The organism is uncultured Tenacibaculum sp. (assembly GCF_947504135.1).
Lineage (GTDB): Bacteria > Bacteroidota > Bacteroidia > Flavobacteriales > Flavobacteriaceae > Polaribacter.
The window spans coordinates 299,624-315,181 of record NZ_CANNGG010000001.1 but is presented as its reverse complement, the minus strand read 5'-3'; the positions used below and the strand labels follow the sequence as shown (position 1 = coordinate 315,181).

Annotated in this window: 13 protein-coding genes and 1 tRNA gene; 7 read left to right on the top strand and 7 right to left on the bottom strand. The window is 33.5% G+C overall.

What is annotated here, in order from left to right; all coding sequences use genetic code 11:
* Positions 1 to 49: 49 nt before the first annotated feature.
* From Q0663_RS01435 to Q0663_RS01405, 7 genes are all read right to left on the bottom strand, one after another.
* On the bottom strand, positions 50 to 1,900 hold the full coding sequence (locus Q0663_RS01435) for a M1 family metallopeptidase (RefSeq protein ID WP_299005218.1): 1,851 nt from the start codon (positions 1,898 to 1,900) through the stop codon (positions 50 to 52).
* A 1-nt stretch (position 1,901) separates the two neighbouring features.
* Complete coding sequence (locus Q0663_RS01430; RefSeq protein ID WP_299005213.1) at positions 1,902 to 2,306, bottom strand: hypothetical protein; 405 nt, start codon at positions 2,304 to 2,306, stop codon at positions 1,902 to 1,904.
* A 69-nt stretch (positions 2,307 to 2,375) separates the two neighbouring features.
* Positions 2,376 to 4,016, bottom strand: a complete 1,641-nt coding sequence (locus tag Q0663_RS01425) for a S8 family serine peptidase (RefSeq protein WP_299005211.1) — start codon at positions 4,014 to 4,016, stop codon at positions 2,376 to 2,378.
* A gap of 10 nt (positions 4,017 to 4,026) precedes the next feature.
* Positions 4,027 to 4,872 (bottom strand): MBL fold metallo-hydrolase, encoded by an 846-nt coding sequence (locus Q0663_RS01420; RefSeq protein WP_299005209.1) that lies wholly within the window; start codon positions 4,870 to 4,872, stop codon positions 4,027 to 4,029.
* Between the two features lie 78 nt (positions 4,873 to 4,950).
* Positions 4,951 to 5,021 (bottom strand) — tRNA-Cys (locus Q0663_RS01415).
* Between the two features lie 55 nt (positions 5,022 to 5,076).
* Entirely contained in the window at positions 5,077 to 5,439 is a 363-nt protein-coding gene (gene folB, locus Q0663_RS01410; protein ID WP_299005207.1) for a dihydroneopterin aldolase, read from the bottom strand.
* A gap of 101 nt (positions 5,440 to 5,540) precedes the next feature.
* Positions 5,541 to 8,369: a glycosyl hydrolase gene (locus Q0663_RS01405; protein WP_299005205.1), complete on the bottom strand. Its 2,829-nt coding sequence runs from the start codon at positions 8,367 to 8,369 to the stop codon at positions 5,541 to 5,543.
* Positions 8,370 to 8,511: 142 nt separating this feature from the next.
* Between Q0663_RS01405 and Q0663_RS01400 the strand changes: the two genes are divergently transcribed.
* The 7 genes from Q0663_RS01400 to Q0663_RS01370 all read left to right on the top strand — a co-directional run bounded on the left by Q0663_RS01400 (position 8,512) and on the right by Q0663_RS01370 (position 15,523).
* Positions 8,512 to 9,399 (top strand): RimK family alpha-L-glutamate ligase, encoded by an 888-nt coding sequence (locus Q0663_RS01400; protein WP_299005202.1) that lies wholly within the window; start codon positions 8,512 to 8,514, stop codon positions 9,397 to 9,399.
* A complete protein-coding gene (locus Q0663_RS01395) occupies positions 9,380 to 10,345 on the top strand; it encodes a succinylglutamate desuccinylase/aspartoacylase family protein (protein WP_299005199.1) in 966 nt (321 codons plus the stop codon). Before Q0663_RS01400 ends, Q0663_RS01395 begins: the two co-directional genes overlap by 20 nt.
* Positions 10,346 to 10,811: 466 nt before the next feature.
* A complete protein-coding gene (locus Q0663_RS01390) occupies positions 10,812 to 12,125 on the top strand; it encodes a DEAD/DEAH box helicase (RefSeq protein ID WP_299005196.1) in 1,314 nt (437 codons plus the stop codon).
* 109 nt (positions 12,126 to 12,234) lie between these two features.
* On the top strand, positions 12,235 to 13,011 hold the full coding sequence (locus tag Q0663_RS01385) for a DUF4382 domain-containing protein (protein WP_299005193.1): 777 nt from the start codon (positions 12,235 to 12,237) through the stop codon (positions 13,009 to 13,011).
* Positions 13,012 to 13,204: 193 nt separating this feature from the next.
* Positions 13,205 to 13,789: a Crp/Fnr family transcriptional regulator gene (locus Q0663_RS01380; RefSeq protein WP_299005190.1), complete on the top strand. Its 585-nt coding sequence runs from the start codon at positions 13,205 to 13,207 to the stop codon at positions 13,787 to 13,789.
* 73 nt (positions 13,790 to 13,862) lie between these two features.
* Positions 13,863 to 15,155 carry an aminopeptidase P family protein gene (locus Q0663_RS01375; protein WP_299005187.1) on the top strand — a complete coding sequence of 431 codons (1,293 nt, stop codon included), beginning with the start codon at positions 13,863 to 13,865 and terminating at the stop codon, positions 15,153 to 15,155.
* A gap of 152 nt (positions 15,156 to 15,307) precedes the next feature.
* Positions 15,308 to 15,523 (top strand): PLD nuclease N-terminal domain-containing protein, encoded by a 216-nt coding sequence (locus Q0663_RS01370; RefSeq protein WP_299005184.1) that lies wholly within the window; start codon positions 15,308 to 15,310, stop codon positions 15,521 to 15,523.
* The last annotated feature ends 35 nt before the right edge of the window (positions 15,524 to 15,558 follow it).

The following is a 15,558-nucleotide window of genomic DNA, read 5'->3' as shown; positions in this document are numbered from 1 at the left end:
GGAAAACCTGTATAGATTTTCCGTTTTAATAATTTTATTTGGTTTGAACTTACTTTCCGAACGAGTTGTTTTCTTGATTTACGTCTGCCATTAGTTTAGACGGATCAATTTCAACTGATTTCACTTCTTTTTTTGTTGTAAAAGTGTATGTTGGATGTGCAAAAGTCCAATCGGCAATAACTGTAGCATTGGTTGGTTTCTCTCCACGCATCATACGTAACGGAATATTAAATGATTCTTTTGAACCGTCTGTATACGTTACTTCAACATCAATAGGCATTGGCATTTGACCAATACGCTCTAAGGTAATTTCTTTACCGTTAACAGATTTGATTCCGTAATCAATAGTATGTGTTGTCTGCGTCCATTCATTTAAATACCAGTCTAACTGAATACCAGAAACTTTTTCTGCTGTACGCTTAATATCATTTGGTGTTGGGTGTTTAAACGCAAAATCTTCAAAATACTTCTTTAGTGTTTTTGCTACGTTTTCTTCTCCAATAATATATTCTAATTGTGATAAGAAAATATTTCCTTTTGAATAACTCGCTACTCCATACGCTGTATTTGTATGATACCTATCAGCATGTGTTGTTAAAGGTTCTTCAATATTATTTTTTACCACGTAATTATATCCTCTGTAAGATCCTGCATGTGGATTTTCTTTTCCTTCTCCTAAAATTTCATTTTCTGCTTTGTTTGAAATATAGGTAGTAAATCCTTCATCCATCCAAGGGTGTTTACTTTCATTCGTTGCTAACAAGAATTGGAACCAAGTATGTGCTAATTCGTGTGCTGTTACTCCAAATAAGCTTCCCCATTTACGTTGTCCTGTAATTAAGGTACACATTGCATACTCCATACCTCCATCTCCCCCTTGAATAACTGAGTATTGCTTATATGGATACTGACCTATGTGCTCACTAAAATATTTCATTAGTTCAGCTGTTTTAGGTTGTAATTTTTTCCAGTTTTCTAAATATTCAGCATCTAATGTTTTCTTGTAAAGGAAATGCAAGTCGATTCCATTATCCATTTTATAGGTATCATGAATAAACTCAGGATCTGCTCCCCAAGTAAAATCATGTACGTTTGGCGCAGTGAATTTCCATGTTAATTTATCTCCTGAAGGTATATTTAATGGTTTTGTTTTGTCTTCATAACCATGACCTACTTCTTGTGGGTTTTGTACATATCCTGTTCCTCCAACTACATAATTTTTATCAATATGAAGTGTAACATCAAAATTACCCCAAACTCCGTGAAATTCTCTTCCTAAGTATGGTGGTGTATGCCAACCTTCAAAATCATATTCAGCCATTTTAGGATACCATTGTGTCATTGACAAAGCAACTCCTTCAGCACTATTACGACCCGAACGACGGATTTGTTTTGGTACTTGCGCATCAAAAATCATATCGAACGTTACACTTTCCCCTGGTTGAATTGGTTTGTTTAATGTAACTTCTAAAATAGTTCCAACAGTTTCGTGTTTTACTACCGAACCGTTTTGTTTTAAAGAATTTACTTTAATGTATCCTATTTCTGAAGGTGATAATTTACTAATACGATCTCCTACTCTTCTATCTGGATCTTGAATATTTCTTGAACGAACATCCATTTGTGAGTTTGGTTGAAATGCATTGAAATATAAATGATAGAATACTTTATTTAATGCATCAGGCGAATTGTTTGTGTACACCAATTTTTGTGTTCCTTTATATTGATATGTTTTAACATCCATATCAATATCCATAGTATAATCAACATGTTGTTGCCAATACCCTTGGTTAGATTGCTTGTGTACTTTTGTTTTTGTTACAGTTTTATTTTTTGCACTATTTACAGTAGCACAAGAAATAACCGGTAACAATAAAAGGCTTAAAATTATTTTCTTCATATTAAACTGATTTAATCCCCATTGAGGTTAGTGTTCTCTTAAAATCACTTAGTTCTTTTTCATTTTTTAATACTGGAAAACTACGTCTTTTTCCATTACGTAATTTTAGAAAAAGCCGTTCTCTTCCGTAAGCTACTTTTGTTTCCAGTCCTGCTATTTCATTTAGTGAATATTTAGACTTCCATGATCTTTTTACAACGTAATACAATATCACAGCTACCGAAACTAAAGCTAATAAAAACATAAAAACGAAAAGAGTTTCATTGTTTTTATAACTCATTAAATATAGTTGAACTCCCATATTAACTCCGTTAACAAACATTAAAATTATAATTAACCAAGAATGCTTAGGAACTTCATCTTTTATAGTTAGTTCTTCTGTTTTTTTATTGAACTCTAATTGCATAGCATTTTCATTATAACAAAAAAAAGAGCATCAAAAACAATGCTCTTTTTTAGCTAATTTATAGTAGTCTTATTTTCTTCCGTTAACCATTCTATCAGCCATTCTAACTGCATTGTAAGCGTTTACAACACGTCCTGAAACCGATAATTCTGAGAAAGGAACTTTTACTGGCTCGTTACCATATCTGGCTCCTGTACCTGGTTTTATAACTTTAAAATCAATTTTAGTTCCTGAATTCATTAAGATGTGTTTTACTTGACTTGCTGTTAATTCAGGATAGTAAGAACGTACTAATGCTGCAACCCCTGCTGCTGCTGGAGAAGCCATAGAAGTTCCGTTGAATTTCTTGTACTCATTATCAGGAGTAGTTGAATATACTTGTACTCCTGGAGCAAATACATCTACATTCTTTTTACCGTAGTTAGAGAATGTTGCTGGTAAGTTCTCATCATAATTAGCACTCATTGCACCAATTGTTAAGAAGTTATCTGCAACTTCGTTTAATAAATCTGGAGCATCGTTAGGGAATGTTTTTTCAACATCGATGTTTTTACCATCGTTTCCTGCTGCATTTACAATTAATACATCTTTAGAAGCTGCATACTTAATTGCATCGTAAACCCATTCTTTGTTTGGTGAAAAAGCTTTACCAAAACTTGTGTTGATTACTTTTGCTCCGTTATCAACTGCATAACGAATACCTAAAGCAACATCTTTATCGTACTCATCTCCGTCAGAAACTGAACGTACTGCCATAATTTTCACATTATTAGCAACACCGTCCATACCTTTACCATTTTCACGAGTTGCACCAACAATTCCTGACACGTGAGAACCATGAGCTTCTCCTTTTTCAGAGTGTCCTGTATTACCATTTCCGTACCCTGGTTTATCGTTAATATCATACGCATTATCACCAACAACAGTACGGTAATCTGTTTTTAAGTTATCTCCATTTATTGTCTTTTCAGCGTTTTTAATACCTTTTTCAAAGTATTCTTTTGCTTCAGTTAACGTATCAAAAAAACCAAACATTCGAGTTGCAAAATCTTTTGCATTACCTAACGCAGGATCATTTGTATTGATAGCTGCTACTTCTTCTTTTGTATAAGTTGATTTCCCGAAGTATTTAGTGAACACCTTGTCAGATTCTATCGCACCAGTCTTTAAGTTCTCATAACGGCTAACTGTTTTTTTAGCTTCTTCCACTTTTTTAGCTTGATAAGCTTTAACTTCTGCTAAGGTTTCTGCATCTGCAACTTCTGGTTTCATTAAAATACGCTCGTACTCTAAGTGCTCTTTGTATGAATCTCCTAAGAAGTTCCACCCGTTGATATCATCAACATAACCGTTTTTATCGTTATCAATTCCGTCTCCTGCAACTTCTTTGGTATTTACCCAAGCTACGTCAACTAAATCTTCATGTTTTAAATCGGTACCCGAATCAACTACACCAACAACAACCTCAACATTTTTCCTTCCTTTCAAGAATTCATACGCTTTGTTAACGCTCATTCCAGGAATTGTATCAGTTGCTAAATCTAAGTGCTGCCAATTTTCTTGTTCGTAATCTGTTAACTCCGCTTTTTTTGCTGGAAGGTTAACTACTGTATTGCTTCCTGCTGGCACAGGGATTTTGCTTACTGTGTTACAACTAGCTAAAGTAGCTACTGCAATTGCCGAGTAAAATACGGGCTTTAAAACTCTCATAATCTCTATCTTAATTAAAAATATCTGTAAATTTAAATGTATCCTTTAAACGAACTCCTTTTTCAGTGTGCTTAACAGTTATTACCTCATTGTAAGCATCGTGCTCTAAAAACAGGTAAAACTCTTTATCGGCAGCTTCTTTTAAGAAAGCCTCTTTTTCTTTTAAGGTAAGCAACGGACGTGTATCATAACCCATTACATACGGTAACGGAACATGACCTGCCGTTGGTAATAAGTCTGCCATGAATACTAAGGTTTTTCCTTGATATTCTATTTTTGGTAACATTTGCTTTTCTGTATGTCCATCTTTGAATAAGACATCAAAACCAACATAATCCCTTGCATTTAAATGCAAAAAGTTTAATTGTCCACTTTCTTCAATAGGTAAAATGTTTTCTTTTAAGAAGGAAGCTTTTTCACGTGCATTCGGGTGAACAGCCCAATCCCAATGACGTTGGTTACTCCAAAAACGTGCATTTTTAAAGGCTGGTTCGTATCCTGTTCTTTCTTTATTCCATTGAATTGCTCCTCCACAGTGATCAAAATGTAAGTGTGTTAAAAACACATCGGTAATATCATCTCTATGAAAACCATATTTTGCTAAGGAAGTATCCAACGAAAAATCTCCGTATAAATAATAATAACCAAAAAATTTATCGGACTGTTTGTTTCCAATTCCTGTATCGATTAAGGTTAATCGATCTCCATCTTCAATCAACATACAACGCATGCCCATTGAGATCATATTGTTTTTATCGGCTGGATTTGTCTTCTGCCAAATCGATTTTGGAACCACGCCAAACATAGCGCCTCCGTCTAATTTAAAGTTACCTGTTTCTATCGGATAAATTCGCATAACGACAAAGATGCAGAATTTTAGCGAATTAATTTGTTAATAAAAACAAAAAAGCACATCGTTTAGATGTGCTTTTTGAGGTGTCGAGCGGATTCGAACCGCTGTAGATGGTGTTGCAGACCACTGCCTAGCCACTCGGCCACGACACCTAATATTGATAAGGACTGCAAATTTACAGCTTTTATCTTTTTTTGCAAGCTTTTTTTACTTTTTACGCACTTCCGATAAAACAATTGCTACCTCGGCAACATTTCCGCCAATTGGTGGATTAATTTTAGCTACGCTAACTTCCGCTTCATCAACTAATTGTATCTCTTTAAAAATTCTATCTAAAATTCGTTGGGCAACATGCTCTAGTAATTTAGAACGAATTGCCATCTCTTCTTTTACAATTTTATTTAAATGCACATAATCTACCGTATCAACCAAATTATCTGTTTTTGCAGATGTTTGTAAATCAGCTTTTACTTCAATATCAACTCTATATTCCGAACCGATTCTTGCTTCTTCATCTAAACATCCATGATTCGTAAATAATCGGATGTCGTTTACACGTATAATTCCCATGCCGCAAAAATAGTAATGTTTCTTTATTAAGTCGTGTAAATTTTATTTCAAAAAAAGAGAAAAACAACAATCTTGCTTTTCTCTTTTATAAATTATTCTTTTTAAAGAATTTCAAATGTTTGACTTAATTCGCCTATGGTTACTTTATATTTTCCTTTAGGCAAATAATAGTCACCATTCTTTGCTTCTTTAATTTCAGCATCTTTGTGCTTTTTCAGGTATTTCTTTCTTCCTTTTTCTGAAAAAGAAACATCATACACAGCCTCGTTAAATCCTTTTGAAGCTTTCGTTGTTAACGTATTTACCAAAATATCATCTGAAGAATATACTTCTAACACAACTTCTTTATCAGAATTTATATAAAATGGAATGTTAACACTTGGCGTATAAGGCTCTAACCACTTACTCCAAGAGCTTCCCCAAGAATTTCTTTTTTTAATATTCTTGATACTAAAAATAGCTTCTTTACTGTTAAACTCTTGTAACGAAGTAATATCTGCTTTGTACAAACTACGTCCATGTGTTCCTACTAATAAATGTTTTGCTTTTGGTTGAATTACTAAATCGTGTACAGCTACATTTGGCAATCCATTGCTAAAAGCTTCCCATGTTGAACCTTGATTGAAAGAAACATACAATCCGTTGTCAGTTCCTAGGTATAAAATGTTTTCCTTTTCTGGATCTTCCTTAATCACATTTACTGCGGAAGTTGGTATGTTACTACTGATGTTTTTCCATGTTTTTCCGTAGTCATCAGACATGTATACATAAGGTGTAAAATCATCAAAACGGTATCCGTTTAACGTAACATATACACGCTCTTTCTTGTATTTTGAAGCTATTACACGACTTACCCATAAATTTTGTGGTAAAGAATTGGAAATTTTCTCCCAACTTCCTCCTCCGTTTTTAGTCACTTGTACCAATCCATCATCAGAACCTACGTAGATTAAACCAAATTGGAATGGGCTTTCAGAAATAGTAGTTAATGTTCCGTAAGCTACATTTCCTTCCTTTTCTCCTTTGGTTAAATCTCCTGAGATTTCTTCCCAATCATCACCTTTGTTTAAAGAACGGTGTAACTTATTTCCTCCTAAATATAAAATATCTTGATTGTGTTTTGATAGCTGAATAGGAGTTTGCCAATTGAATCGATATGCTGGTTTATCTTTTTTAGGTTTCGGTTGAATATAAGTTTGTTTTCCTGAAGCTCTATCAATTCGATAATAGTTTCCAAATTGATACCCTGTATACACAATATTCGGATTTCTGTCATCAACTGCAACTTGCATACCGTCACCTCCCATTAAACTTTCGTAAGGATTTTGTCCTGTTTGATGCCAGCTTTTGTCAATTTTTGCATTGTGGTTTCCTACCCAAACTCCGTTGTCTTGTAATCCTCCATATACCTTGTACACTTCTTGATTATCCGCATACACGGTATAAAACTGCCCAACTGCTGGTTGATTTAATTTAATCCAGCTTTCACCATCATCGTATGAAATATTTAATCCACCATCGTTTCCATCAATTAAGTGCCCTTGTTTTTTAGGGTTCACCCATAATGCTTGATGATCGGCATGTACATTTTCTTTACTAATAGAAGTAAATGTTTTTCCACCATCTTTCGATTTTAAAATTGGAACTCCTAATACATAAATTCCATTTTCATTTTGCGGATCTACACGAATTTCTCCAAAATAATACCCATAAGAATAGTACAAATCATCTAAATATCCTTCGTGTGTTTTCTTCCACGTTTTTCCTCCGTTAATAGTTTTAAAAACCTCCGCTCCTATCACTGGAGTATCAAACAAAGCTGCATTTGCATCTTTTAAATAACCAATTAAATCACTTGGTTTCATTTCTCCCGGACTTGAGCGAATGATTTGTTTAATATTTTTTGCACGATACTTCTCTTGAAGACCATTCATTTTGATATATGAATTCAATTTTTTGTCTTTCATATTCAAAAGTTCATCTGCCGAAATTGATGCAAGCTCCTCTTTTGTTAAGGCTCCTGCTCCTTTCTCTTTCTTAGCAGCATCTTTTTTTCTTCGGAATTGACTATCGTGAAAAGCATATACCGTGTTTTCATCATATACTGCTAAACCAATTCTTCCTACTCCATCTCCATTAGGGAAACCATTATTATCAGAAATTTTAGTCCATGTACTCCCAGCATCTGTTGATTTATAAATTGCAGAATTTTTTCCGTCTCCATCAAAATTCCATGCTTTACGCTCGCGTTCCCAAGCAGCAGCATATAAAATATTGAAGTTGCTCGGTACTGGTTGAATGTCGATAATTCCTGTATTTTCATCAATAAACAAGGTTTTTGTCCATGTTTTACCTCCATCAGAAGTTTTAAAAACCCCTCTTTCATTGTTTGATGAGTATAAATGACCTATAGAACCAACGATTACCTCATCTGGGTTTTTCGGATTGATTAATATACGACCAATATGATGTGAATCGAGTAACCCAACGTTTGCCCAAGTTTTACCTTTATCGGTAGATTTTAAAATTCCGATTCCTGCATACGACGAACGAGAAGAATTGTTTTCTCCTGTACCAACCCAAATTGTTCCATTTTTCCAATCTACAGCAATATCGCCTACGTTTTGTGTAGGAGAGTTGTCTAGAATTGGAGTAAAAGTTGTTCCGTTATTATCAGTATGCCATACTCCTCCTGAAGCATAACCTACATAAAACTCTGTAGTATTTACTGGATTTACATCAATATCCACTACACGCCCACTCATCACTGTAGGTCCTATATTTTTAAAGGGAATATTTTTTACTGTAGAAGTTAAAGTTAATGCTTCTTTTTGTTGTAAAGCTTGTTGTATTTTCTCTGCAGATGTAGGTTGCTGTGCAGCTACTGTAAACGGAAATAAAGCTATTAAAGCTTTGGCTAAGGTTCTCATTATAATTTGGTTTAGAAGAAGTGAAAATACTGTAAGCAAAAACTATTTCAAAAAAATTAACAGAATATTGAGAGACTTCTTTTTGAAGTTCTTGTCAAACAAAAAAATTAGTAGCTTTGTTTAACCTCAAAATTTTTAGGTTATGACCATTTTTATTCTTTCTGTTAACGAACATATTTATTCAACACAAAGAATATACAAAGAAGCTCTTCGTCGTGGACATAAAGTTGAAATTATAAATCATTTAAAATGTTCTATAAAACTTGGCGATGGTAAACCTGCTATTCTATACAACGGTAAAAATATTATTGATATTCCTGATGTTATTATTCCTCGAATAGGTGTTTCAGCCATGAAACATGGAACAACAGTTGTAAAAGAGTTTGAAACGAACGGAGTATATAGTACTGCTAGTTATTTAGGTATTGTTGATGCACAGAACAAAGCTCGTACTTTACAAATAATGAGTAGAAATGGACTTCCTATTCCGCAGACTGTTTTTTCTGTTGACGCTGAAAATATTGGTGAGCAAATAGATTTATTGGGTGGCTCTCCTGTAATTATTAAATTACAAGAAGGAACACACGGCTCTGGAGTAATTTTAGCTGAAAGCAAAAAGTCAGCTATGTCTATTATTGATACTATGCACGGAACAAATACCAGTATTTTACTACAAGAATTTATTCAGGAAAGTAACAGTGAAGATATTCGTGCTTTTATTGTAAATGGCAAGGTGGTATCTTCTATGAAACGTAAAGGACTAGAGGGTGATTTTCGTTCTAACATTCATAAAGGTGGTAGTGGACATAAGGTTACTTTAACTCCAGAAGAGGAAGAAATAGCTATTAAAGCAGCTCAACACTTAGAACTTCCTATTGCTGGCGTTGATATGATTCGATCAAAAAGAGGTCCCTTATTAATTGAAGTTAACTCAACTCCTGGCTTGCAAGGAATTGAAACATACACAAAAGACAATATCGCTAAAACTATTATTAAATTTTTAGAAGAAAATGTTCAACCAAAACTTTAAAAACGAAACCATAGAAATAAGAGGGCAAAAAATAGGACTGGGTGAATCTAAACTCATCAGAATCCCAATTGATCGATTACCTACAGGAACCCTCATAGAAATTCCTGTGTATATTTTTAACGGTGACCAATTAGGACCAACTATTCTACTACAAGGAGGTTTACATGGTGACGAAGTAAATAGTGTTGAATTAGTACGTAGAATGTTAATTGATAAATCGTATAAAATTCATCGTGGTTGTGTTATTGTAGTTCCATTATTAAACATTTTTGGTTTTTTAAACATGTCTCGCGATATGCATGGCAAAGATGTAAATAGAAGTTTTCCAGGTTCAAAAACTGGTTCTTTAGCTAGCAGAATGGCATATTATTTAATGAAAGAAATTACAAATAATGTAGATTTCGCTATTGATTTCCATACAGGTGGTGAACAACGTAACAACTTTCCACAAATACGATATACACCTCAAGATGAAATAGGACGTAAACTAGCCAGTATTTTTAGCGCTCCGTTTATGTTCGGTTCTAGCCTTATTCCTAAGTCCTTTAGAAATCAATGTTATAAAAACAATATTCCTGTAATTGTTTATGAAGGAGGAGAATCATTGCGTTTAGAAGAAAAAGCAATTCAACAAGGTATTAATGGAACACTTCGTGTTTTAAAGCATTTTAAAATGATACACGAAAGAGTTCAAGTTCCTGAAAACCCTTCTTCTATTCACATTAACAAACGCAGTTGGATTCGCGCAAAAGTTGCTGGTTTGTTTAATCCGACCGTTCATAATGGTGAAAAAATAAAAAAAGGACAAATTTTAGGGCATATTATGGATACCTATGGAGAAACAAATTTTTCAGTAAAGTCTCCTTATGACGGTTATATTATTGCTAAAAACAACTTCCCTATTATTAATATGGGCGATGCTTTATTTCATTTGGGAAAAACATAACATTCTGTTTTTATTTGTTTTATCTGTTAATTTTCACTTACTTTAATTCCAATTAACTAATCAAAAAATTATAAATTATGGAATTTCTTATTAGCTTATTAAGTGGAGCAGTAGGTGGTAATCTTGCTGGTGCATTGTAAAAAAAGTTTTCTTTAGGCACCCTTTGGAACTCTGTTGTAGGGATTTTAGGTGGGGGTCTAGGAGCTCAATTATTAGGAATGTTAAATATTGATATTTCTGGTATTATCGGTAACATTGCAGCCAGTGGTGTTGGTGGAGCTGTTTTACTGGTTATTGTTGGTATTATTAAAGGTACCATGGCTAAAAGTTAAACACATATTAAAGCTAAAGAAAAGACGCCCTAAATAAGGCGTCTTTTTTATTTATAGCCGAAGCCCAATAAAAATAGCAGTACCTTTGTTGGCTCATAGTAGTATTTTCTTTAGATACTGCTGAAGAATTATATATGACATTTACATCGTTAGGTTTATCAAAAGCTTTAGTGAAAGCTGTAACCGAAAAAGGGTATGAAACCCCCTCTCCTATTCAAGAAAAAGCAATTCCAGTTATTTTAGAAGGCAAAGACGTATTAGCTTCTGCACAAACCGGAACAGGAAAAACAGCAGGGTTCACCTTGCCTATTTTACAAAACATATCAGAAAAAAAGAATCCAAAATATCGTCCAATCAAAGCATTAGTGCTAACTCCTACAAGAGAATTAGCTGCTCAGGTTTATGATAATGTTCGCGAATACAGCACCCATTTAAATATTAAATCTACCGCTATTTTTGGTGGCGTAAAACCAAGCGCTCAAATAGCAACACTTAAAAACGGAATTGATGTTTTGGTGGCTACTCCTGGTAGATTAATAGATTTACACGAACAAAATCAACTTTCTTTAAAACGTGTTGACGTTTTGGTTTTAGATGAAGCCGACAGAATGCTCGACATGGGGTTTTTACGAGATATTAAAAAAATCATCTCTTTTTTACCTCAAAAACGTCAAAATTTATTGTTTTCGGCAACTTTTTCAAAAGAAATAAAAAAATTAGCGCAAGGTATTTTACACAATCCTGTATTGGTTGAAGCAGCTCCTGAAAACACAACTGCTGAAAAAGTAAATCAAAAACTATATAAAGTTCCGAAAAGCAAGAAAACCGAATTAGTTGGTCAATTGATCTCAAAAGGAAATTGGAGTCAAGTTTTAATTTTTACTCGAACTAAACACGGTGCTAATAGATTGACTGAAAAACTAATTAAAAGAGGAATTTCTGCCGCAGCTATTCACGGTAATAAAAGTCAAGGAGCAAGAACCAAAGCTTTAAAAGGTTTTAAAGACAATTCTATTAGAGTATTGGTAGCTACTGATATTGCAGCTCGTGGATTGGATATTCCATTATTACCACACGTTATTAATTTTGAACTCCCTAATGTTCCTGAAGATTATGTACACCGAATTGGTAGAACAGGAAGAGCAGGCGCTAGTGGAGAAGCTATTTCTTTAGTGTCTCAAGAAGAGGAAACTTACTTAAAAAGTATCGAAAAATTATTAGGTCAAAAAATTATTATTTCTGAATTAGACGGTTTTGATTTATCCACTATAAAAAATGAAGTAACTACGGAACGTTCAAAACCAAAGCGTACTGAAAAAAAGACTTCTAAGAAACCTTTAAAATCTAAAAAAAAGAAGCCTACAACTACTTCTGAAGGTACTAAAAAACACACCCCAAGAAAACGAAACAACCATAATAGAAGAAATAATAATAAAGCTTCTCAATAACAAAATTAGCTCATTAGGTATCTGGGGTTTTGATATTTTAATCTTTACATAAAGCAATATTTTGGTAGAAATCTAGTTATATATTTTGTATTACAAAACCAATATAATTATGAAAAAACATGTTTTTTTACTAGTTGCTTTAGCAACTTTTTTTACCGCTTTTATTAGCTGTTCTAACGATGATCCAAAAACATCTCAAGTAGAGGTTCGCTTAGTTGATGCTCCTGGAGATTATGATGCAGTAAACATCGACGTACAAGACGTGATGATTAATGCTAGCGATGGAGAAAACGGCTGGAAGAGCTTAGGAAACGTAACCCCGCAAGTATATGACTTATTGGAGTTAACCGGAGGAGTTGAGGCTTTATTAGTTGATACCGAAATTCCAGCTGGAAAAATTAGCCAAATCCGTTTGGTTTTAGGTGAAAACAACTCGATTGTGGTAGATGGACAAACACATCCTTTAGCAACCCCTAGCGCTCAACAATCAGGATTAAAATTAAACGTACACCAAGATTTAGTAGGTGGTGTAAAGTACACGTTTATTTTAGATTTTATGGTTGATAAATCAATCGTAGTTGAAGGTAACGGAGCTTATAGTTTAAAACCAACCATTAGAGTAATTACTGAAGCTGCTTCAGGTGCTATTTCTGGAATGGTTAATCCTTTTGACTATCAAGTAGAAGTTAGCACTGTTGTTGGAGAAGAAACAATTACCACTTTAACAAATGAAGAAGGTAAATTTATGTTATACGGAGTTCCAGCTGGTACCTATAGCGTAACCTTTACTCCAGATGAAGCTTCTGGTTTAACACCAAAAACTGTTGAAGGAGTTAATTCTGTTCTAGGTGAAAACACCGATATGGGAACTGTTGAGCTAGAATAATTCTTATAAACATAAACTCTCAAAAAGAGGTTATTTCAAAACGTCATTTTCGCGTGTAGAGAAATTTTAACTATTACAAGTTAAGGGATATTTTTTGTAATAGAATTCTCAAATTCATTCAAAATGACATGGTATTAAATGTTTTGAAATAGCTTCTTTTTTTATATTTTTAAGCTAAAATTTATTTCCATAAATGGAAGCTTCAAAAAAAATAGTAGCACAACACCTTCAAGAAATTATAAATGACGACGCTTTAAACAATCTCATTCCTGAGATTGTCGAGTATTTTAAAGAGTTTTCTTTGTTAAAAAACCAATATTTTGTTGAAAAAGGAGAAATTTGCTCTTATTTCTGTTTTATAGAAAGTGGTATTTTACAGCATGCTGTTGCTGTTGCTGGAGAGGAAAAAACCACTTATTTAGGTTTAAAAAATAGTTTTACCTCATCATTAAAAAGTTTTTTACAACAAACTCCTTCCCCTAAAAACATCAAAGCATTAAGTACTTGCAAACTTTGGGTTATTACGATAAATGATTTTAAATATTTAATGAAACACAACAAGGCTTTTCATCAGTTTTATTACAATTTAGTTGAACATCAAATTTTTTTAATTGACGATTACCGTATTGATTTATTAACACTAACACCTGAAGAGCGTTACAAAAAACTACTCGTAAACGAACCTAAATTGCTTCAAGAAGTTCCGCTACACTATTTAGCTTCCTTTTTAGGAATTTCTACCCGACACATGAGTAGGATTCGAAAAAACATAAATTAGCGCCAAATGGCTAATATTTGCACAGTTTCTTTCCGTATTTTTGAAGGACTTTATCAAATTTAATTGAATCATTATGAAATACGACGCAATAAACAGTCAATTATTTATAAAAAATCGTAAAAACTTTATGGCGCAAATGAAGCCAAATAGTTTAGCTGTTTTTAACTCAAACGATATATATCCTGTAAGTGCAGATAGCACTTTACCTTTTGAACAACACCGAGATATTTTCTTTTTAAGTGGTGTAGATCAAGAAGAAAGTGTATTGGTTTTATTTCCAGATTGTCCGAAAGAAAACTTACGTGAGGTATTATTTTTACGTGAAACCAATGAACATATTGCTGTTTGGGAAGGTGAAAAACTAACCAAAGAAAAAGCCTTAGAAACTAGCGGAATTAAAAACGTACACTGGTTACAAGACTTAGAAAAAGTATTAGCTGAAATGATGGCTTTAGCCGATACCGTTTATATTAACACCAACGAGCACTATCGTGCTACTGTTGAGACTGAAACTCGTGAAGCTCGTTTTACTAAGTGGTTATTAAACAAATACCCTGCACATTCAGTAGCAAAAAGTAACCCTATTTTACAACGTTTACGTTCACTAAAAGATCAAATCGAAATCGATTTAATTCAAAAGGCTTGTGATATTACTGAAAAAGGATTCAGACGCGTATTAGATTTCGTAAAACCTGGTGTTTGGGAATATGAAGTAGAAGCTGAGTTTATTCATGAATTCATCAGAAATCGTTCTAAGAAGTTTGCATATACACCAATTATTGCATCAGGTAACAACGCAAACGTATTACATTATATTGAAAACAACCAACAATGTAAAGCAGGAGATTTATTATTGATGGATGTAGGAGCTGAATACGCAAATTATTCTTCGGATATGACTCGTACCATTCCTGTTTCTGGTCGTTTTACTGACAGACAAAAAGCAGTATACAATGCTGTAAATCGTGTAAAAAATGATGCTACAAAAATGTTAGTTCCAGGAACTCTTTGGGCTGATTACCATGTAGAGGTTGGTAAATTAATGACTTCGGAATTATTAGGTTTAGGCTTATTAGACAAAGCAGATGTTCAAAACGAAGATCCAAACTGGCCAGCATACAAAAAATACTTTATGCACGGTACTTCTCACCACATGGGCTTAGACACGCATGACTACGGATTATTACATGAGCCAATGCAAGCAAATCAAGTATTTACGGTAGAACCTGGTATTTATATTCCTGAGGAAGGTTTTGGTATTCGTTTAGAAGATGATGTTGTAATCCAAGAAACTGGAGAGCCTTTTAACTTAATGCGCAACATACCTATTGAAGCAGACGAGATAGAAGATATTATGAATAAATAGTATCATTTTACATACATTTAAAACGTCATTACATTTTCTGTAGAAAAGTAATGACGTTTTTCTTTTTTATTCTAAGCTAAAGCAAGGAAGAAAACCCCTTTACTTAATTACTGTTTATTTTTATTATTTTAGCTTCAAAAATTGTTATCATTATGACTTATTTAGGAATGATTGGCCCTTGGCAAATTCTTTTAATCTTAATTGTTTTACTTGGAATTATACCAACCATTGTTGCTCTCGTTGATATTTTAAAAAGTGAGTTTAAAGGAAACAATAAAATTGTTTGGGTTTTAGTAGTTTTATTTGCCAACTTTTTTGGTGCTGTCTTATATTTCTTAATTGGAAGAGAACAAAAAATAAAAGAGTAAACAAAAGTTTATCATAAAAAACAGTAAAAAATCCC